This window comes from Williamsia sp. Y712, from assembly GCF_059445525.1.
Genome location: NZ_JCAIUN010000001.1, coordinates 611,615 through 632,488, shown reverse-complemented (window position 1 = coordinate 632,488; position 20,874 = coordinate 611,615). Strand labels below are relative to the sequence as shown.

16 protein-coding genes and 1 tRNA gene are annotated in these 20,874 nt (G+C 66.1%); 6 read left to right on the top strand and 11 right to left on the bottom strand.

Annotation, left to right across the window (positions count from 1 at the left end):
* Positions 1–7 precede the first annotated feature (7 nt).
* The gene (locus AC1D75_RS03100; RefSeq protein WP_495513849.1) at positions 8–1,483 is read right to left on the bottom strand and encodes an MFS transporter; all 1,476 of its coding nucleotides are present in this window, start codon (positions 1,481–1,483) and stop codon (positions 8–10) included.
* A 254-nt stretch (positions 1,484–1,737) separates the two neighbouring features.
* On the opposite strand from AC1D75_RS03100, the gene AC1D75_RS03095 reads away from it, so the two are divergent.
* A complete protein-coding gene (locus AC1D75_RS03095; protein WP_495513848.1) occupies positions 1,738–2,388 on the top strand; it encodes a TetR/AcrR family transcriptional regulator in 651 nt (216 codons plus the stop codon).
* Between the two features lie 111 nt (positions 2,389–2,499).
* Here AC1D75_RS03095 and AC1D75_RS03090 read toward each other — a convergent pair whose 3' ends face one another.
* The 8 genes from AC1D75_RS03090 to AC1D75_RS03055 all read right to left on the bottom strand — a co-directional run bounded on the left by AC1D75_RS03090 (position 2,500) and on the right by AC1D75_RS03055 (position 12,795).
* Complete coding sequence (locus AC1D75_RS03090) at positions 2,500–3,015, bottom strand: DoxX family protein (protein ID WP_482136564.1); 516 nt, start codon at positions 3,013–3,015, stop codon at positions 2,500–2,502.
* A 105-nt stretch (positions 3,016–3,120) separates the two neighbouring features.
* Positions 3,121–5,022 carry a Stk1 family PASTA domain-containing Ser/Thr kinase gene (gene pknB / locus AC1D75_RS03085; RefSeq protein ID WP_495513847.1) on the bottom strand — a complete coding sequence of 634 codons (1,902 nt, stop codon included), beginning with the start codon at positions 5,020–5,022 and terminating at the stop codon, positions 3,121–3,123.
* The gene (locus AC1D75_RS03080) at positions 5,022–6,407 is read right to left on the bottom strand and encodes a protein kinase domain-containing protein (RefSeq protein WP_495513846.1); all 1,386 of its coding nucleotides are present in this window, start codon (positions 6,405–6,407) and stop codon (positions 5,022–5,024) included. Before AC1D75_RS03080 ends, pknB begins: the two co-directional genes overlap by 1 nt.
* Before the next feature lie 4 nt (positions 6,408–6,411).
* The gene (locus AC1D75_RS03075) at positions 6,412–7,911 is read right to left on the bottom strand and encodes a peptidoglycan D,D-transpeptidase FtsI family protein (protein ID WP_495513845.1); all 1,500 of its coding nucleotides are present in this window, start codon (positions 7,909–7,911) and stop codon (positions 6,412–6,414) included.
* Positions 7,908–9,335, bottom strand: coding sequence for an FtsW/RodA/SpoVE family cell cycle protein (locus tag AC1D75_RS03070; RefSeq protein ID WP_495513844.1), 1,428 nt, complete (start codon positions 9,333–9,335; stop codon positions 7,908–7,910). The genes AC1D75_RS03075 and AC1D75_RS03070 overlap by 4 nt, the downstream gene beginning before the upstream one ends.
* On the bottom strand, positions 9,335–10,804 hold the full coding sequence (locus AC1D75_RS03065) for a PP2C family protein-serine/threonine phosphatase (protein ID WP_495513843.1): 1,470 nt from the start codon (positions 10,802–10,804) through the stop codon (positions 9,335–9,337). The genes AC1D75_RS03070 and AC1D75_RS03065 overlap by 1 nt, the downstream gene beginning before the upstream one ends.
* On the bottom strand, positions 10,801–11,262 hold the full coding sequence (locus tag AC1D75_RS03060; protein WP_495513842.1) for an FHA domain-containing protein FhaB/FipA: 462 nt from the start codon (positions 11,260–11,262) through the stop codon (positions 10,801–10,803). The genes AC1D75_RS03065 and AC1D75_RS03060 overlap by 4 nt, the downstream gene beginning before the upstream one ends.
* 156 nt (positions 11,263–11,418) lie before the next feature.
* A complete protein-coding gene (locus tag AC1D75_RS03055; protein WP_495513841.1) occupies positions 11,419–12,795 on the bottom strand; it encodes an FHA domain-containing protein in 1,377 nt (458 codons plus the stop codon).
* 369 nt (positions 12,796–13,164) lie between these two features.
* On the opposite strand from AC1D75_RS03055, the gene AC1D75_RS03050 reads away from it, so the two are divergent.
* The 5 genes from AC1D75_RS03050 (at position 13,165) to AC1D75_RS03030 (ending at position 18,901) form a co-directional block, all read left to right on the top strand.
* A tRNA-Leu gene (locus AC1D75_RS03050) sits at positions 13,165–13,247 on the top strand.
* Positions 13,248–13,938: 691 nt separating this feature from the next.
* Complete coding sequence (locus tag AC1D75_RS03045; protein WP_495513840.1) at positions 13,939–15,135, top strand: CaiB/BaiF CoA transferase family protein; 1,197 nt, start codon at positions 13,939–13,941, stop codon at positions 15,133–15,135.
* Positions 15,132–15,944 carry a cyclase family protein gene (locus tag AC1D75_RS03040; protein WP_495513839.1) on the top strand — a complete coding sequence of 271 codons (813 nt, stop codon included), beginning with the start codon at positions 15,132–15,134 and terminating at the stop codon, positions 15,942–15,944. Before AC1D75_RS03045 ends, AC1D75_RS03040 begins: the two co-directional genes overlap by 4 nt.
* Complete coding sequence (locus tag AC1D75_RS03035) at positions 15,941–17,383, top strand: MmgE/PrpD family protein (protein ID WP_495513838.1); 1,443 nt, start codon at positions 15,941–15,943, stop codon at positions 17,381–17,383. The genes AC1D75_RS03040 and AC1D75_RS03035 overlap by 4 nt, the downstream gene beginning before the upstream one ends.
* A 45-nt stretch (positions 17,384–17,428) precedes the next feature.
* Positions 17,429–18,901 carry a dihydroorotase gene (locus tag AC1D75_RS03030; RefSeq protein ID WP_495513837.1) on the top strand — a complete coding sequence of 491 codons (1,473 nt, stop codon included), beginning with the start codon at positions 17,429–17,431 and terminating at the stop codon, positions 18,899–18,901.
* 118 nt (positions 18,902–19,019) lie between these two features.
* Here the strand turns inward: AC1D75_RS03030 and AC1D75_RS03025 are convergent, their stop codons facing one another.
* On the bottom strand, positions 19,020–19,871 hold the full coding sequence (locus AC1D75_RS03025; protein WP_495513836.1) for an HpcH/HpaI aldolase/citrate lyase family protein: 852 nt from the start codon (positions 19,869–19,871) through the stop codon (positions 19,020–19,022).
* An 18-nt stretch (positions 19,872–19,889) separates the two neighbouring features.
* Positions 19,890–20,663, bottom strand: coding sequence for an IclR family transcriptional regulator (locus tag AC1D75_RS03020; protein WP_495513835.1), 774 nt, complete (start codon positions 20,661–20,663; stop codon positions 19,890–19,892).
* Positions 20,664–20,874 lie beyond the last annotated feature (211 nt).

The window sequence follows — 20,874 nt, the reverse complement described above, 5'->3', positions numbered from 1 at the left end:
GCATCCTTCAACGAGTCGAAGAGAGCGATTCGCTGTTCTCGCCTGCCGTGTTCACCTCGAGCTGGGCGGCGGAAATGCTGAACTTTGGGATGAACCAGGCGATTCCGAAGGAAAGCAGCGATGCCACGGCGCCGCAGGCCATGACGATGCGGAACGCGCTTTCGGTGGGAACGGTCGTCGAACCCAACGACATCGTCATCTGCGCCAGGATCACCCCGGCGATGGCACTGGCGAAAGATGTTCCGACAGAGCGCATCAACGTGTTGAAACTGTTGGCGGCACCGGTTTCGGCCGCCGGTACCGCACCCATGATCAGAGCAGGCATGGCGCCGTAGGCCAAACCGATGCCGAAGCCGACGATGATCGAGATGAGCACCATCTGCCAGATCGAGTGCATGAACATCACGCCGATTCCGTAGGCGATTGCCACGGCGATCGCGCCGAACATCAACGTGGTCTTGGGACCTCGGGTTGTCGTGATGTGCGCGGACAGCGGCGAGACCAGCATCATCATCAGTCCGGAGGGTGCCATCACGACTCCGGCGACCAGCATCGACTGCCCGAGGCCGTAGCCGGTGGCGGTTGGCAACTGTAAGACCTGGGGGAACACCAGACTCATCGAGAACATGGCGAACCCGAGAACGATGGAGGCCATGTTGGTGAAGAGCACCTGGGGTCGGACACTGACCCGCAGGTCGACCAGCGGTTGCGACACCCGTAGTTCCCACCAGGCCCAGATGACGAAGAACACTGCGGCCAGGATCGCCAAACCGATTGTCGTCGAAGAGGTCCAGCCCCAGTCGGCGCCCTTGGAGATCGCGAGCAGCATCGAGACCATCGCGACCGACAGTGACAGTGCCCCACCGAAGTCGAAGCTACCTCCGCTCCGCAAATTCGATTCGGGCACAACAACAATCACCAGCACGGTGGCGATGATGCCCATTGCGGCCGACGCCCAGAACAGAACGTGCCAGTTGGAGAACTCGGCGATCAGGGCCGAAACAGGTAGGCCCAGCGCACCGCCGACACCGAGTGAGGAACTCATGGTCGCGACGGCGCCGGGCAGCTTCTTGGCAGGCAGCATGTCGCGCATGACACTGATGCCCAGGGGGATGACACCGGCTGCCATGCCCTGCAGCGACCGGCCGATGATGAGGGTGACGATGTCGGAGGCCAGTGCGCAGACCATCGAACCGGCGATGAGTAGCGAGAAGCAGACCAGCAATATGCGGCGTTTGCCGAACATGTCGCCGAGGCGGCCCATCATCGGGACGGAGACACTGGCCGCGAGCAGGGTGGCGGTGATCGCCCAGGCGGTGTTGGACGCCGACGCGTCGAGTAGCCCGGGCAACAGGGGAATGATCGGAATGATCATGGTGTGGGTCAGGGCGGCGACCACACCGGAGAATGCCAGGACCGCGACGATGGCCGTCGGGTTGGTGTCGATGCGCTGGTCAGAGCCTGAGTTTTCGGCGGACGACATCGGCAGACTCCATCAGGCGTGCTTTCGAGAGCATCAATCAGTCAATTGACTTATCCAAAACTAGATCCTGATTGTGGTTCAGTCAACTGGCCGGGGGTGGAGGTGACCCATGTCATCGGGATCAAATATCGGGAACATTGCAAGCCGTTGCTAAATCAACTGATTGACCATGTGGCCGAATGACGGTTGAATGGCGTCAGGAACAGGGCTCATCCCATAGGTCCTGGCCTGAATCACAACGCGGAAGTGAGTCGATGACTGCGACGGCTGGATCAAAATCGACGCGTGCGGTGGCGACGCGCGAGCTCATCCTCACCGCTGCCGAACGACTCTTTGCCGAAGAGGGCGTCTTTGCGATTTCGAATCGCCAGGTGAGCGAGGCCGCGGGCCAAGGCAACAACGCGGCAGTGGGATACCACTTCGGCACCAAGACCGATCTGGTCCTGGCGATCGTCAACAAACACTCCCTGCAGATCGAGGAGTCCCGCGCGAAGCTGCTCGAGGAAACCGAGGGTTCCACCGACATCCGCGCGTGGATCTCGTGTCTCGTACGGCCGTCGACGCAGCACATGGCCGAGCTCGGCACGCCGAGCTGGTACGCCCGGTTCAATGCGCAGGTCCAGACCGATCCGTCCCTGCGGATGCTGGCTTATCAGCAGACCGAACGGGTGTCCCCGTCGTTGACTCCGATGGTGCAGGGCTTCGGGGCGACGCTTGCGCACCTGCCTGCGGACATCCGCGTCGCGCGCGCCACGATGGGACGACTGCTGATGACGCACATGTGTGCCGAACGCGAACTCCAGCTGGCGACCGACGACACGGCTGACACTGCGAGCTGGGACGACTTCGGAACCGATCTGATCGATGCCATGGCGGGTATGTGGACCGCGCCCGTGACCCGCTGAGCGCACCTCACACAACACAGGCCGACGACCCGATGAGGGTCGCCGGCCTGTGTTTTTGGTGCCCGGTGTTTTGGTGCCCGGCGTTTTGATGCCCTGTGTTTTGGTGTGTGGTTACTTGGAGACCGGCCGATGGAAGGCGGCGAGCTGCACGCCGGCGGCCGCCAGTCCCACACCCGCCGCCAGGGCGGCACCCTGGTTGGTGCTGAGCTTGCTGTCCAGACCCAGGGCGCGGTCGACGCTGAAACGGCCGGGTCCGATGGCGGCAAGGGCGACCGCGGCGGCAGCGAGGTTGGCGACGTACTCCCAGCCCTCCGAGGTGATGAAGAAGCCGTTGGGCTGATGCACCGAGCGGGCGGCGACCGCCATCGTGCCGACGACCGCGGCCGCGGCGAGCGGGGTCCCGGCTCCGGCGACGATCGCGGCCCCGGCCCCGACCTCCACCACGGCAGAGGCCTGCGCCTGCAGCTTCGGCTGACGGAAACCGATCGATCCGAACCATCCGGCGGTGCCTTCGAGGCTGCGGCCGTGCTTGATGCCGTGGGCGATCATGGTCCCGCCGATGGCGGCGCGAAGCAGCAACTGCACGGCGGTATGGTCGGATTTCGGTGCGCGGAACAGGCTAGTCATCGGTGCGGGACCCTTCGTTCGGTACGTGTGCGTCAAATCTCACTTATGAAGGGTGTACCACCCCGTCACACCTTCCGGCGCGGCGAGGGGCCGAACGGCCAGGTACTAGGGCAGCAGTGCAGCCCGACCGACGGTGATCGTGATCGCTCCGTCCTTGCGTGCCAAGGTCCCCGGTGACGGTGTCTGATCGAGAATCTTGCCGTCGTCGGAACTGCCGAGCGGGACGTTGCGCGGGACCGACGTGATGGTGCCGCGTTCCCATCCAGCCGTCGCCAGCTGTGTCTCTGCCTGGGCGGCAGTGCGCCCACGCAGATCGGGCACCACGTACATGTTGCCGCGACTGACCGTCACCTGGATGATGCTGCCTTCGTCCACCTCTTCGCCGGCGTTCGGTGAGGTACTGATGACCGTGCCCTGCGGCAGTTCGGAATCAGCCTCGATCGGTGAGATCTCCAGTCGAAGTTGCGTCAGATTGGTCCGTGCCTGTTGCAGTCGCTGACCGGTCAGGTCGGGCACGGTGACCAGGCGAGGCCCGGTTCCGACCTGCATGGTTATCAGGGTCGTGACCGTCTGGGTGCTGCGTGCCGGCGGGTCGGTGCCCACCACCTTGCCCTTGAGCTCAGCGGTGGAACTGACCTCGACCGATCTGACGTTGCCGAATCCGAGATTGTTCAGTTCAGCGGTCGCCAGATCCAGCGTGCGTCCCCTCACGTCGGGCACCTGCTGGCGCTGCGGACCGGCCGAGACGTACAGCGTCACCGTCGAGCCCTTGTCGGCCGATACGCCCTCACCAGGTGTGGTGCGTGTCGGATTGCCCTCGGGGACGGTGGCGCTCGGTTCATCGCGCTGGTTGACGCGGAAACCCATCGTCTCCAGTTCGGCTCGCGCGTCGGCCGCGGACATCTCCGTGACTCGTGGAATGGAGATCTGTGGCGTCTCGTCCGAAGCCCACGGCTGGATCAACAGCAACGTGACGGCCACGACCGCCAGGAGTGCAAGTGCGCTCATGGCCGCGTATTTAAGGGCCTTGTGACGCTTCGGCGGCGGATCGTCATCGCCGCGGCCAGGTGAGCCCGCGGCTCCGACCCGGGCAACCCGGGCACGGGGCCCGGTGTCGATCAGGGCGGTACGGTCCTCGTCGCTCATCACCATCGGCGCACTCGGTTTGCCGCCTGCGAGCACCTTGATCAGATCCGAACGCATCTCGGCGGCCGACTGGTAGCGGTTCGCCGGGTTCTTGCTCATCGCCTTGAGCACGATCGAGTCGAGCTCGGGTGGGATACCCGGGCGCACCGACGACGGGACGGGCGGATCCTCCCGGACGTGTTGATAGGCCACGGCCACGGGGGAGTCGCCGGTGAACGGGGGCTCTCCGGTGAGCAATTCGAAGAGCACACAACCCAGGGAATACACGTCGCTACGGGCGTCGACGCTCTCACCACGGGCTTGTTCGGGCGACAGGTACTGGGCGGTGCCGATGACCGCAGCCGTCTGGGTCATCGAGTTGCCGGTGTCCGACATGGCGCGGGCGATGCCGAAGTCCATCACCTTGACCGCACCGGACTTGTCGATCATGATGTTCGCCGGCTTCACGTCGCGATGGACGATGCCGTTCTGGTGCGAAAAGTGCAGGGCTGCAGCAACATCGGCGATCCAGGTCATTGCCTGCCGGGGGCTGACATGACCTTCGGCCCGCAGCACGTCGCGCAGGGTCTCGCCGTCGACGAACTCCATCACGATGAAAGGCAATGGCCCCTCGGGCGTTTCGGCCTCACCGGTGTCGAACACCGACACGATCGTCGGGTGATTCAGCGCCGCCGCATTCTGGGCCTCACGCCGGAAGCGGAGGTAGAACGTGGGGTCGCGGGCGAGGTCGGCGCGCAGGACCTTGATCGCGACGTCGCGATGCAGCAGCAGGTCGCGGGCCAGATGGACCTCGGACATGCCACCGAAACCGAGCGTCTCACCCAGTTCGTAGCGTTCTGAAACCTGCCTTGGGACAGCCATCAACCACCGTTCCCTGAATCAGGACCCGTGGTCGTGGTCGTGGACGCGTCGTCGTCTGGCCCGGAATCGGTCTCCTCACGGGCAGGCAACCCGGGGATCGAGATGGTCGGCAGCGTGAAGATCGGGCTTCGTTCCGTGGTGGTCGTGGTGGTCGGCTCCGGCGTGGTGGTGGTCGTGGTGTCCTCGGTGGTCGTCGTGGTTGTCGTGGTGGTCCGCGTGGTCGTGGTGGTTGTTTCCTCGGTGGTCCGCGGCACCGTGGTGGTGGTCGTCGTTGTCCGGGGCCTCGACGAACTCGGCGACGGGGTGTCGGGGTCGTCATTGGAGGACATCAACAGGAAGCCGACGGCGATGAGCGCTCCGAGGAGCAGCAGCACCGCGACAGCGGCCAGCGCCTTTTGTCCGCCAGACCATCCGTCCTGTGACCCGGGAGGCGGCGTCGCCGGACCTTTCGGAGGTGGGGTGGCCCGAACGGCGCTGGTGGTGGCAGGCGGAGCCATCGCCGCGGTGGCGGGACGGGACGCGGCAGCGGCCGTGCCGGGCGGTGGCGGACGACGGCCTGCACGCACCGCTGCGACGGCGTTGGCGAACTCGCCACCGTCGGAGTAGCGCTGATGGGGGTCCTTGGCCATCGTGATCTCGATGAGTTCACGGACGTTGGCAGGCAGATCCGTCGGTAGCGGCGGCGCTTCTTCGCGGATGTGTTTCATCGCGACGGTGATGGCGCCGTCCCCGAGGAACGGGCGGCGACCGGAGATCGCCTCGTAGCCGACGACTCCGAGCGAGTACACGTCCGATGCCGCGGTCGCATCCTCTCCGAGCGCCTGCTCGGGCGAGATGTACTGCGCAGTGCCCATGACCATGCCGGTCTGCGTGACCGGGGCGGCGTCGACGGCCTTGGCGATACCGAAGTCGGTGATCTTCACCTGACCGGTCGGGGTGATCAGGATGTTGCCGGGTTTGACGTCGCGATGGACCAGACCGGCATCGTGCGCGGCCTTGAGAGCCCGGCCGGTTTGTTCGAGCATGTCCAACGCGTTGTGCAACGACAGGCGCCCGACCCGCGACAACACCGCGTTGAGGGGCTCACCGTTGACCAGTTCCATCACCAGGTAGGCGACAGATCCGGCACCCGGGTCCTGCGCTTCGCCGTAGTCGAAGACGTTGGCGATGCCCGGATGATTCAGCTGGGCGGTGGTGCGGGCCTCGGTGCGGAAACGCTCGAGGAACTCGGGATCGTCGGAGAACTCAGCCTTGAGGACCTTCACGGCGACGCGGCGGCCCAGCCTGGTGTCCATGGTTTCCCACACCTGGCCCATGCCGCCGGTTGCGATCAGCCGCATCAGCCGATAACGGCCGGCGATGGTCGTCCCACCTTGCAAACTCACGCGGTCACCTCTCACCTACGAGCGCGTTGATGACCGCGCGCCCGATTGGAGCGGCCGAGGAGCCGCCCGTTGCCTGTAGTCCTCCATCGCCGTTCTCGACGATCACCGCAACCGCGACCTTGGCATTGCTCGACGGCCCGAACGCGATGTACCAGGCGAACGGGGTTTCGTCGGCGCCCTGGGTGTCGGAGTGTTCGGCTGTGCCGGTCTTCGAAGCGATCGGCACCGATCCGCCCGCACCCGTGGTGTTGCGCTCGGAATCGACCATCATCGCGGTCAGCGTGGCAGCTGTCTGCGCGGAGATCGGTTCGTTGAGTGCGTTCGGTCGGGTGGTGTGCAGTGTCTTGAGGTCGGGAGCCTGGAGTTTATCCACGAGATATGGCTGCATGCGAACTCCACCGTTGGCGATCGTTGCCGCGATCATCGCATTTTGGATCGGGGTGAAGCGGACATCGCGCTGGCCGATGGAGCTCTGGCCGAGTGCGGCGAGGTCCGGGATCGGGCCAACGGTGGACTCGGCGACCGGAAGCGGCGTGTTGGGCAGCTTGGCGTCGACGCCGAAGGCATTGGCCTGTTTCTTGACCGTCTCGACGGGATTCTGCAGCTTCGAGGTGGACAGGTCGACAAATGCCGTGTTGCACGAATACTCCAGCGCCTGGTGCATCGTGACGGTGCCACCACTGGAGGCCGGGCAGGTCTGGTTGCCGTAGTTGGTGAGCGAGGTCTGCGTCTGCGGCAGCACGATGCTGTTGTCGGCGGTCAGCCGGGTGTTCTCGTCGAGGCCCTCCTCCAGTGCCGCCGCGGCCGTGATCACCTTGAAGGTCGAGCCGGGTGGGTAGGTCTCGTTCAGCGCGCGGTTGAGCATCGGCTGGTAGCCGGTGGCGTCGGCGGGATTCCAGGCGGCCCACGCGTCTTCCCGCACGGTCGCGTCGTGGCTGGCCAGCAGGTTCGGGTTGTAACTGGGGGTGGAGACCATCGCCAGGATCGCGCCGGTGCTGGGATCGAGCGCAACCACCGCACCGCGACAGCCCCCGTTGCAGCCGGCCGTCATCTGTTCGTAGGCGACCTGCTGCGCCCGCGGGTTGATGGTGGTGATCACGTTGCCGCCGCGAGGGTCGCGGCCGGAGAACATGTCGGCGAACCGTTGCCCGAACAGCCGGTCGTCGTTGCCGTTGAGGAACGAGTCCTCGGCTTGTTCGAGGCCGGAGCTCCCGTACTGGAACGAGTAGTAACCGGTGACGGGCGCGTACGCGTCTGCCCACGGGTTCGGGTAGGTGCGCAGGTACTGCAGTCGATCGTCGGTGGGGACGGACTGGGCGATGACGTCGTTGCCCGCGGTGATCTGGCCCCGCTGGCGTGAGTACTCGTCGAGCAGGACCCGCTGGTTGCGGGGGTCGGCCCGGAGGTCGTCGGCCTTGAAGACCTGGACGTAGGTGGCGTTGATCAGCAGCGCGAGGATGATCACCATGACTGCCGTCACCACGCGACGGATGGGAATGTTCATGGGCGTTTCACCATTTGCGTGGGCGCATCTGCGATCGGTGTCGGTTTCTTCTTGGTCGGGTCGGGTTCACGCGCGGCGTTGGACACGCGGAGCAGCAGCGCCACCAAGATGTAGTTCGCCAGCAGCGAGGAACCACCATACGACATGAACGGCGTGGTCAGACCGGTCAGCGGGATCAGCTTGGTGACACCGCCGACGACAACGAACACCTGCATCACGATGGTGAACGCCAAGCCGGTGGCGAGGAGTTTGCCGAAGCTGTCGCGCACCATGATCCCGGTTCGCAGTCCGCGGGTGACCAGGATCAGATAGAGCATCAGGATCGCGGCCAGTCCGACCAGCCCGAGCTCTTCGCCGATCGTCGCGATGATGAAGTCGGTGTTGGCGAACGGCACGATGTTCGGGCGGCCAGAACCCAGACCGGTCCCGAACACACCACCGGTCGCCAGCCCGAACAATCCCTGCCCGACCTGATAGCCCTGGCCGTAGAAGTCGCTGAACGGGTCCTGCCAGATGCTGACCCGGACCTGGAGATGGGAGAACAACTGGTAGGCGAAGATTGCCCCGAGTGCGAACAGACTGACGCCGATGATGAGCCAGCTGACCCGTTCGGTCGCCACATAGAGCATCACCAGCATCGTGGAGAAGATCAGCAGCGACGTTCCCAGATCCGACTCGAATGCCAGCACGCCGATGGAGATGACCCAGGCGGCCAGCAGGGGACCGAGATCGCGGGCCCGGGGCAGGTCCATGCCGAGGAAGTGTTTACCCGCGGTGGTGAACAGGTCGCGTTTCGAGACCAGCAGGGACGCGGTGAAGATGATGATCAGGATCTTCGAGAACTCACCGGGCTGAATGTTGAACAGCGGTGTGCGGATCCAGATCTTCGAGCCGTTGATCTCCGACATCGACGACGGCAGGATCGCCGGGATGGCAAGGAAGATCAGGCCTCCGACACCGAGGATGTAGCTGTACCGCGACAACGTGCGGTGGTCGCGGATCAGGATCAGGACCGCCACGAACGCGATGATGCCCAGGACCGCCCACAGCACCTGTTGATCGGCGTCATGGGTGCGCTCGATGGGGCTGGCGGTCTCACCATTCTGTCCGGTGCCGAGATCGAGGCGGTGGATGATCACCAGGCCCAGCCCGTTCAGGGTCGCGACCAGCGGCAGGATCACCGGATCGGCGTAGGGCGCAAACCGGCGGACCACCAGGTGCGCCAACCCGAAGAGCAGCATGTAGGCACCGATGTACTTCGCGATATCCCAAGTGACACTTTGGGATTGAGCGACCTGCACCAGGATCAGCGCGGCGAAGACGATGACGGTGGACAGGCCGAGCAGGGCAAGCTCGAAGTTGCGTCCGGTGTAGGGCCGGGCGGGTCCCGATGCTGGTGTCTGAGTGACGGCGGCCTGTGACATCAGCGGCTCCGACAGTTCCCCGGCTGGGGCGCCGGTGTCGTCGACAGCGGCGGCATCGTGCTGGCCGTGCCGGATTGCGGAGCAACGGTTGTCGGTGTCGTCGAATCACCGGGCTGGGGTGTGCCCGGCTGGGGCGCCGGTGTCTGCGGTTGCGGCGTGATCGCCTCGGTGGACGCCGAAGCCTCTTCCGGACACAGCGGCAACAGGTTGTCCATCAGGTCGCGGACCTGGGATTCGGCGTCCCCGAGCGACACCGGGTCGCGGCCGTCGAGGGACGCCGGTGCGGTCCCGGTCAGGTCGGAGACCTTCAACGGCACGCAGTCGGCCGGCTGGTTGTCGTAGTCGGCCAGCGTGACGGTGGGGTTGTCGGTGTTCATGTCCTTGGTGCAGGTGATCTTGCTCAGCTCGTGCAGGCTCATCCCGAGGACCGAACCCTGTAGCCCGCGATAGACCACGACCTGGCCGTCGGATTGGCCCACGTAGTAATTCGACCGGACGATCGCGCGTCCGACGAACAGGCCACCGATCAGCAGGGCGATGATCGCCACGGCAACGCCCGCGAGGATCCATTTGCGACGCGGGTGTGCCTGCCGGGGTTCGGGTTCAGGTGTGCCGATCGTGGGTCGACGCGGGGTCTGCGCGGGTGGCCGCAACGCTGCCGCCCGCCCGGCAGAGGTGCTCGGATCCGGGACGTATTCCTGATCGTCGCCACCGGCCGCGCCACCGACGATCGGCCGGCTCTCGCCGTAATCGACATCGACGACGTCGGCGATGACCACGGTGACGTTGTCCGGACCGCCGCCTCGCAAGGCGAGTTCGATCAGCCGGTCGGCGCAGTCGCGGTGGTTCTCGACCGACAACATGGTGTCGCGGATCGTCTCTTCGCTGACCACGTCGGACAGTCCGTCGCTGCAGAGCAGATAGCGATCGCCTGCCCGTGCTTCACGCACGGTCAGCGTCGGTTCGACCTCGGTGCCGGTGAGCGCCCGCATGATCAGTGAGCGCTGCGGATGCGTGTGGGCTTCCTCGGCCGTGATCCGGCCTTCTTCGACGAGGGTCTGAACGAACGTGTCGTCACGAGTTATCTGGGTGAGCTGGCCGTCGCGCAACAGATATCCACGGGAATCACCGATATGGCAGAGCCCGAGCCGGGAACCGGCGAACAGGATCGCGGTCAGTGTGGTCCCCATGCCGTCGAGCTCGGGGGCTTCGGCGACCTGATCGGCGATCGCCTGATTGCCGCGCCGGGTGGCGGCGTCGAGTTTGGCGAGCAGGTCTCCGCCGGGTTCGTCGTCGTCGAGAGGACGCAGCGCCTGGATGACCAGTTGGCTGGCCACCTCACCGGCCGCGTGGCCGCCCATGCCATCGGCCAGGGCGAGTAGACGGGCACCGGCGTAGACCGAGTCTTCGTTGTTGGCGCGGACCAGGCCACGGTCGCTCCGCGCGATATAGCGCAACACCAATGTCACGGGCGCAACTCAATCACGGTTTTGCCCACGCGTACCGGAGTTGCCAGGGGCACCCGCACGGCGGTGGTGACTTTCGACCGATCGAGATAGGTGCCGTTGGTGGATCCGAGGTCCTCGACGTACCAGTCGTCACCACGGCGGATCAGGCGTGCGTGACGCTCGGAGGCGTATTCGTCGGTGAGGACAAGGGTGGAGTCGTCGGCCCGCCCCAGCAGGACGGGCTGGGTGCCGAGGGTGATGCGGGTATTGGCCAGCGCACCGTGTGTGACCACGAGATATCGGGCAGCGCCCTTGACTCGGGCCGGTGAGCCCTGGGTCCGACGTTCGAACCTGGTCGGTGGTCGTTGGCCCGTCGCGGCATAGACGTCGCTGCGGATAACCCGGAGCACAGCCCAGATCATCAGCCACAAGAGCAGCAGGAAACCGACACGCGTCAACTGCAGCACTATGCCTTGCACGTTTTCTCACCTCCTGGGCCAGCCATCAAAGTCCAGTGCATCTTATGGCCCAGTGGCCTCTATGTAGCTACTCGGATGTGTTTCCAACGCAAAGAAAGTGAGTCGGGTCATGCCGGGAACGGTGGCCGGAGCCCCCGCGCCCGTCGGGTGAGCGGTCTACTGGAAGCGAACGGTGATGTCGGAATGTCCGACGCGGATCCGGTCGCCGTCGGCCAATTCCCAGCTGCTGACCTGGACATCGTTGACCGTGGTGCCGTTCGTGGAGTTCAGGTCGTTGAGCAATGCGCTCGATCCGTCCCAGCGAATTTCTACGTGGCGCCGCGAGACGCCGGTGTCCGGGAGCCGGAACTGGGCGTCCTGGCCGCGACCGATCACATTGGAACCGTTACGCAATTGAAAGGTGCGGTTGCTGCCGTCTTCGAGCAGCAAGGTGATGGAGCTGGGCGCGTAGCCGGCAGGCGGTGCCGCGTAGCCCTGTCCGGCGTAGCCGCCCTGCTGATCCGGTGCGGCGTAACCCTGCTGGTCGCCGTAACCCTGGTCGTATCCGCCCTGCTGGTAACCCTGGTCGTATCCGGGCTGGGCGTAGCCGCCCTGCTGGCCGTAGGCGGGCTGCTGCTCGTAGCCGCCCTGCTGGTAGCCCTGGTCGTATCCGGGCTGCTGGGCGTAACCCTGGTCGTAGCCGCGCTGGTCGTATCCCTGCTGGTCCGGTGCGCCGGCGCCCGGCTGCTCGGCGGGGTAGCCCTGGTTGTAGCCGCCCTGCTGGTAGCCCTGGTCGTAACCGGGCTGCTGGGCGTAGCCGCCCTGCTGGCCGTAGGCGGGCTGCTGCTCGTATCCGCCCTGCTGGTAGCCCTGGTCGTATCCGGGCTGCTGGGCGTAACCCTGCTGGTCATACTCGTCCTGCCGGCTGTATGCCGCAGGCGCGGCATCGGCGTTCTGGTCTTCGGGCTGGTACGGCTGCTGACCGTAGCCGGGAGGCGGGTAGGAGCCCTGTTCGTAACCTCCGCGCTGGTCGTATCCGGAGTTCTTGGTCATGGGAACGGCTCCTACTGGTGGGATTCGGTTTGGTCCTGCGGGTTGCGGCCCTGCCTGCGGACGGGGCGGGGGCGGCCCGGGCGGGCCTACCTGTTGGTCACCCGGTGAGGGTACGGGCATCGGGCGGGCATCGGGGTTTACCGCACCTCGAGCCCGGAATTGACCCGTGTGCAGGGTGGGTGACTGGGCAAACTCGACAACCACTTCGCCATACGTCTGCCACCCGTTGTCTCGGATGAAGTTCTCGAGGTGCTTGGAGAACGTTTTGCGATTCAGCTCGTACTCCGCCGCCATCTCCTGATGGTCGGTCGAACTGACCACCAGGGTGTACGCGTTGGGTGCGAGTTTGCTGCCGTCGCCGAGGTCTTCGAGACGGTCTTCTGCCTCGCGCTGAAGCGCGTTCTCGACCTCTTGAGGTGCTACTTTGCCGCCGAAGACCCGGGCGAAGCCGTCATCTACCGCACCTTCTAGCTTGCGTTCGATTCTTTGCAGAATCCCCATCACCGACGACCTCCCTCCGCATTGTCAGCGTGTCGGCGTGCCAATCGTGCTTTTTGATGATAGCGACTCATCTGTTTCATGGGCACTCCAGGGAGAACATCTGCACCGTCCGCCACAGATGTCCCATATTCGTCTGTCCCATATTCGTCCCTCCAATATTGCAGTCATATCGAGCGGATGTCGCGCGGCGCGATACTAAATACAGTCACAGGGCCGCCACCGGCACGCACCGTTCAGGCACTACTCGACCTGCGAGGAGCGTGGCCCCAAACCAGCAACCGGTGAGCTGAACAGCGGATTTCTGTCCGGGTGACCAATCGTGTTAACGTCTCATAGTTCTTTTCGGAGAGATCCGGAGGGGGCAGCCACGGGCGAGTGGCGGAATGGCAGACGCGCTGGCTTCAGGTGCCAGTGTCCTTCGGGACGTGGGGGTTCAAGTCCCCCTTCGCCCACAAAGAGCAGTTCAGCTCACAAGCGGCACACAGGTCAGGTTGCAGAAATGCAGCCTGACCTTTTGCTTTCTCAGCAAACTCTGCTGGGACTGCCCCCGCTTTGGTTGAGTGCAGTGACTTGCCGGGGGCTCGGCTTCTCGACCCAAGCGTTCTAAAATGGCGCAAATGCCCAGTCTCACAGCGTGACTGGGCCAATGCCCGGCTGATCAATGCCGCCATGGAGTCGTTCTTCGCTCTCCTTCAGAAAAACATCCTCGATCGCCGCGTGCTTCAACAATGTTCCCGGCTCGACTCGAGGTAGAGATGCCGAACCGTGAAACGTCGAGCGACAGTCGCCGACATATCCAAAGTAGGACATCGATGGGTCTGTTGACATTCGAGTCAGACGATGCCGTGTGGGCGATGTCGGATCCGCTGCTGAGGTAGCCGTTTGCGGTTGAGCGGTGTTGCGAGCCAGGGCGAGTTGTCTGCGTTGCAGTCGCCGGGCTCGAGGCGCGATGGCCGGGCGAAGATAGTGCAACTGTTCCGTTCAGAGGAACAGTCAGGATAGGCCGATTGTCCTGGCAGTATCCGAATCGACGGAACGTTGAGCGGCCCATTAGTCGTCGGCGGTGCTTCCGGTCACAAAACGCGTGGTACGGTTTTCGCATCCTTAAACCCAGAGCGTTTCTCCCAAAGGAACGGAGTTGATGTGGCTTCTTCTGCACCGCTAGACGGTGTGCGAGTTCTCGACGTCTCGACGATCCTGGCCGGCCCGCTCGCCTGCCAGATCCTCGGCGACTTCGGTGCCGACGTCATCAAGATCGAGCACCCGCGCGACGGCGACAACATGCGCGGCCACGGCCGCAGCAAAGACGGCGTGCCGATCTGGTGGAAGGAGATCAGCCGCAACAAGCGCACCGTGGCCCTCGACCTCAAGGACCCGCGTGGCGGCGAGGTCTTCCGCAAGCTCGCCCGCACCGCTGACGTCATCGTCGAGAACTTCCGTCCCGGCACCTTCGAGCGGTGGGGACTCGGTCCCGACGTGCTGCTCGAGGAGAACCCCGGCCTGGTGATGGTCCGCCTCACCGGCTTCGGCCAGACCGGCCCGTACGCCTCGCGCGCCGGATTCGGCACCCTCGTCGAGGCGATGAGCGGTTTCGCGGCGGCCACCGGCCAGGCCGACGGCCCGCCGACGCTCCCGGCGTTCGGGCTGGCCGACAGCATCTGCGGCATCGCCGCGTCGAGCGCGGTCACGATGGCGCTGCGCCACCGCGACAAGACCGGCGAGGGCCAGGTCGTCGATATGAGTCTGCTCGAGCCGATCATGGCCGCCGTCGGCCCCGGCCCGACCGTCTACCAGCAACTCGGCGAGATCGGGCAGCGTCACGGCAACCGCTCCACCAACAACGCGCCGCGCAACATCTACGCCACCAGCGACGACGGCTGGGTTGCCGTCTCAACCAGCGCCCAGCGGATCGCCGAGCGCGTCATGGAGATCGTCGGCCACCCCGAGGTGATCGACGAGCCGTGGTTCGCCACCGGCGGTGGCCGCGCCGAGCACGTCGACATGCTCGACGACTACGTCGGCGGCTGGATCGCGCAGCGCACCCGCGACGAGGTCATAGCCGCGTTCACCGAGGCCGGCGCCGCGATCGGGCCGGTGTACGACGCGAAGGACATCGTCGAGGACCCGCACATCCGCGAGACCCAGATGCTCGTCGAGGTCGACGACGCGGACCTCGGTCCGATGCTGCAGCACAACGTCATGTGGCGGATGAGCAAGTCTCCCGGCGAGATCCGGTTCACCGGCCGTGACCTGGGCGAAGACACCGATGAAGTACTGACGGAGGTCGGTGTGAGCGCCGACCAGATCACCGAACTGAAGGAGAGTGGGGTCATCCGATGACCGATGCATTGCTCAACGCCGTCCAGCAGGGCACGGACGTCATAGACCTGGGACGCGAGCTGCGGGTCGGCATGCCGCAGTCGCCGAACCACCCGCAGTTCTGGCACACCCTGCCGCGCCGCCACGGTGACATGACGCGCGCCGACGGCGGCAGCGCCGCCAACGACATGATCACCATGGGCACCCACGTCGGCACCCACATCGACGCGCTCGCCCACGTCTCGCACGACGGCAAGATGTACGGCGACGTCGACGCCAAGCAAGCCGGTGTCGGCGGCAAGTACGTCGAGCTCGGCGTGCACACCATCGAGCCGATGATCCGCCGTGGTGTCCTGCTCGACGTCGCCGGACTCAAGGGCGTCGAGTGCCTCGACGGCGGCACAGAGATCACCGTCGCCGACCTGGATGCCGCAGAGGCCGCCGCGAAGGTCACCGTCGGCGAAGGTGACGTCGTCCTGATCCGCAGCGGATGGGGCAGCAAGTTCCCCGACGGCGCACCGTATGTCGGCGGCCCGACCGGCGTCCCCGGCGTGAGTGAGGCCGGGGCCCGCTGGCTCGCCGATCGCAAGATCCACGCGGCCGGCGCCGACACCATCGCTTTCGAGCGCCTCGCGCCGGGCGAGGGCCACGCCCTGCTGCCCGCACACCGCGTTCTGCTGGTGGAGAGCGGGATCTACATCATCGAGGCCATCGACCTGGAGAAGATCGCCGCCGCGGGCTGGGGCGAGTTCACCTTCGTCCTCGTCCCGATGCCGATCTTCGGCGCCACCGGCTCGCCGGTGCGTCCGCTGGCGGTGCGCAGCCGATGACAGAACTGACTCTCGCGCAGCAGCTCGCGAAGTTCGCGGTCGGCACGTCGTACGAGACACTGCCCGCCGACGTGGTGGAGAGCGTCAAGATGCGCGTGCTCGACACGCTCGGCATCGCGACCGCCGCCACCACGCTGGAGACCAGCCGCGCCGCCCGTGAGTGGGCGCGCCGCCAGGGCGTGGCCCGGGACGGCTACGGTACGTCGGGCATCGGTGTCATCGAGCCGCTGCCGGCCGCGCAGGCCGCGTTCGTCAACGGCGTGCTCGCGCACTCCCTCGACTACGACGACACCCACCTCCCGTCGGTTCTGCACCCGAGCGCCTCGGTGGTCCCCGCGGCCCTGGCCGCCGCCGAACAGGCCGGCGCCGACGGCCGCGCGGTGATCCGCGCGATCGCCGTCGGACTCGAGGTGTGCGTGCGCATCGGCATGGCCGGCTACGACCGTGAGGCCGGCAACTCGACGTTCTTCGAACACGGCCAGCACGCCACGTCGATCTGCGGTGCGATGGGCGCCTCGGTCGCCGCCGCTCTGCTCGACGGCGCCGACGAGAAGCGCATCGTCGACACGCTCGGCGTCGCCGCGTCGATGGCCTCGGGAATCATCGAGGCCAACCGCACCGGCGGCACCGTCAAGCGCATCCACTGCGGGTGGGCCGCGCACGCCGCGATCAGCGCCGCCGAACTCGTCGGCCTCGGACTGACCGGCCCGCCGACCGTCCTGGAGGGCCGCTTCGGCTTCTTCCAGGCGTGGCTGCACGGCACGTTCGACGCCTCGGAGATCACCGACGGACTCGGCACCGAGTGGGCCGTCCCGGGCATCTTCTTCAAGCCGTACCCGGCCAACCACTTCACGCACGCCGCCGTCGACGCCGCCGCCGCACTGCGTGGGCAGGGCATCGGCGTCGACGACGTCGTCGAGCTGATCCTGGGCGTCCCCGAGCAGAACAAGCGCACCATCGGCGAGCCGATCGAGGTCAAGCGCACGCCGGAGACCGGCTACATGGCGCAGTTCAGCGGACCGTACGCGGTGGCCATCGGCCTCCTCGGCGGCGGCGGACTGGGGGCGGGCCTGGATGACTACACCGACGAGCTGGCCGTCGATCCGCGTCGCCGCGAGATCATGGCCAAGGTGGACGTCGTCGTCGACGCCCGCTGCACGGAGATCTTCCCGGAGCAGTTCCCCGCGGTCCTGACCGCGCGGCTGACCGACGGCCGGGAGGTCGTGGCCGAAGTGCTCACGACACGGGGCGGGCCGGCACGGCCGCTGTCCTTCGAAGAATTGACCGCGAAGTTCCGGGACAACGCCCTGCGGGTGCTGTCGACCGACGAGGCGGACCAGTTGGCCGACACCTGTCGCCGACTGGACGACTGCGCCGATCTGCGAGGCCTGCTGGCTCCGCTCACCGGTATCGACGCACCGACCCCCGGCTCGCACTGACGAGCCCCACCAAGACTGATAGCCGAAGTTGAAGGAGCGAGAACAATGGCTGAATTCGATCTGGTCATCAAGGGCGCCCAGGTGGTGCGTCCCGGCAGTGAAACACCAGAGCTGCTCGACGTCGCCGTCTCCGGCGGCACATTCGCTGCGATCGAGGCGGACATCGACGCCGACCGCGCCGCCGAGGTCGTCGACGGCACCGGCAAGCACCTGTTTCCGGGCGTCGTCGACGTTCACCAGCACTGGGGCATCTACAACACGCTGTCCGAGGACGCTGCCACCGAGTCGAAGGCGTCCGCACAGGGCGGTGTCACCAGCGGCATCACCTACATGCGCACCGGTGCGTACTACTTGAACAAGACCGGCCCGTACAACGAGATCTTCCCGGAGGTCCTGGAGGCCACCAAGGGTCGCGCGTACACCGACTACGCGTTCCACATCGCTCCGATCACGAAGGAGCACATCGACGAGATCCCCGATCTGATCGGCAAGTTCGGCGTCCCGTCGTTCAAGATCTTCATGTTCTACGGCGCGCACGGCCTGCACGGCCGCTCGACCAACCAGGCGTCGTTCTTGATGCTGCCGGAAGACCAAACCTACGACGTTGCGCACTTCGAGTTCGTCATGCGTGGCATCGAAAAGGCCCGCCGCGACCCGCGTTTCGCGAAGGACAAGGACAACATCTCGCTGTCGCTGCACTGCGAGACGGCCGAGATCATGCGCGCCTACACCAAGCTGGTGGAGGACGAGGGCAAGCTCACCGGTCTGGAGGCCTACAGCGCTTCGCGTCCGCCGCACTCGGAGGGTCTGGCCATCACCATCGCGTCCTACCTGGCGCACGAGACCGAGCTGCCGAACATCAACCTGCTCCACCTCACCTCGCGTAAGGCGATCGAGGCGGCCATGACAATGCAGCAGGCGTTCCCGCACATCAATTTCCGTCGCGAGGTGACCGTCGGCCACCTGCTCGCGGACTTCAACACCGCTGCCCCGGGAGGCAAGGTGAACCCGCCGCTGCGTTCGCGAGACGACGTCGAGGCTCTGTGGGAGCACGTCATGGCGGGTAACTTCTCGTGGGTCACTTCCGACCACGCGTGCTGCAAGGACGAGGCCAAGTTCGGTGAGCCCCGCGAGGACGTATTCCTGCAGAAGTCGGGGTTCGGCGGCGCCGAGTACCTGCTCCCGGGCATGGTCAGCGAGGGCCGCAAGCGTGGCCTGAGCTACCCGCGCATCGCCGAGCTCGTCTGCAAGAACCCGGCCGACCGCTACGGCCTGGCGAACAAGGGCGACATCGCCGTCGGTTACGACGCGGATTTCTGCCTGCTCGACGACACCGTCGACTACACGGTGCGCGCCGCGGACTCGCTGTCGGTCCAGGAATACACCCCGTTCGAGGGCTTCAACCTGACCGCCAAGGTCACCGACACCTTCCTCCGCGGCAACGGCGTGTTCCGCGACGAGAAGATCGTCGGCGAGCCCGTCGGCCAGTTCGTCCGTCGTTCGGGCGTCGAGGCCTGATCCACGGCTGAACACCACGAGAAGGGGCGCGACCGGAATCCGGTCGCGCCCCTCTGCGTAGTCTGCGGCGATCCGGCACCGCAGTGGGGGCGCCGATGAGGTGAGGGTGTCGAGCGCGTCACGCGCGCTGCAGGGTCTCCTGCGCGGCGCGGATCACAGCACCGTCGATGAGTCGACCGTGGGCGTCTACGGTCACTCCGCCATCGGCGGCGGCAAAGCGGTCGAGGATGTCGCGTGCGGCGGCGACCGCGGCATCGCTCGGTGCCAGCACCTCGTGGATCACCGGGATCTGGCCCGGGTGGATCGCAGTGCGCGACCGGAAACCGAGTTCGACGAGCTCACGGGTGCTCCGGGCGAATGCGTCGAGGTCCCTGAAGTCGGTGGAGGTCGGTGCCACCGGCGCCGGCAGCCCGGCAGCGGCCGCGTTCAGCACGACCTGCGCCCGCAGGCCTGTCACGGCGGAGACGGTCGCGTCGCTGCGCGCCATGCGTAGATCGCCGAGCAGATCCACCTCGCCGACCGCGAACGTGGTGAGCCGCGGATGCCGCGCCAGCACCGGAAGATCGAGGATCGCGGCGGCGTCTTCGACGAGACCGACCACCGGGAGCCTGCCGACGCCGCGTTCGGACTCCAGCCGCTCCAGGAGTTCGCCGACGGCGTCGAGGATGGCCACCGAGCACTTGGCCAGCAGGATGCCCGACAGTGCCGGCCAGACGACGGCGTCGCAGTCGGCGTCGGCGAACGTCGGGTCGACGCGCACCCACGTCTGCGCGCCCTCGCTGCTCGATCCACGCCTGATGAGGAAGTCGCGGACCGCGGCGCGGGCGGCGCCCTTGTCGGCGAGGGGAACGGCGTCTTCCAGGTCGAGGACGACGGCGTCGGCGAGGCCTGCGACGGCCTTACCGAACAACGGCGGCTTGTTGGCGGGGACGTAGAGGAACGACCGGGGGAGCACAGCGGGTCCTTTCACGGAGGGCAGGAAGAAGCGTCAGGAGCGGATGCGCTCGGTGATCGCCCTGGCTGCGTCGACGACGAGGGCGCCGTGCGCCTGGTGCGAGTCGAAGTCGTACCGGAAGGCCGGGCCCGACGAACTGATCGAGCCCATCACGTTGCCCGCGGCGTCGAAGATCGGTGCGGCGATCGAGGCCGCGCCGGTGCCGCGTTCGTCGAGCGAGATCGCGTATCCGCGCTCGCGGATCTGGTCGAGTTCGCGCCGGTAGCCGTCCTCATCGAAGTCCGGATTGATCGACCGGAGGTCGTGCACGGCGTCGTCGATGAACGACCCCGGCAAGAACGCCAGGATCGCACGGCTGGACGCGCCGAAGTGTAGTGGCAGCCGGACGCCGATCTCCACGACCATCTTGACCTCCTGTGGCGACTCGACTTGATCGAGGTAGACGCGCTCCTTGCCGGTGAGCACCGACAGGGTGATCGTTTCCTGTGTCTCGTCGCGGAGTCGGCGCAGGATCGGCGCAGCCAGCGAGCGCACGTCGATCTGGCTGAACGCACGCGCCGACAGTGCCGCGGCCGCCGGACCGAGCATGTACTCGGAGGTGTCGGGCACCGTCTGTAGCAGCGAGCGGGCGACGAGGGAACGCAGGATGCGATGCACCACCGCCTTGCTCAACGACAGGCTTCGCGCGATCGCCGAGACACCGAGCGGGGCGTCCGACCGGGCGAACAGCAGCAGGACATCGGCCACGCGGTCGGCCGTCTCGGTGCCGCCAGGCGTGGCGGTGCCCATCGGGGTTGTCTCTGCCATCAAAGGCCTCCCTTTTGCCGTCGGCGAGAGCCGACACGGCGGTGATCGCCTCGTTGGCCCAGTCGGCGCCGCCGACTGACAGTAGCTTGGCAGGCTTGGCCGCAACGTCGGAGTAGGCGAGGCCAGGCACAGTCGCGGCCGGCACGTCGAGTGTGATCGCGACCGCACGGTTGGCGACCAGCGGTCGATGTGCCCGGCAAGCCGATTCCAT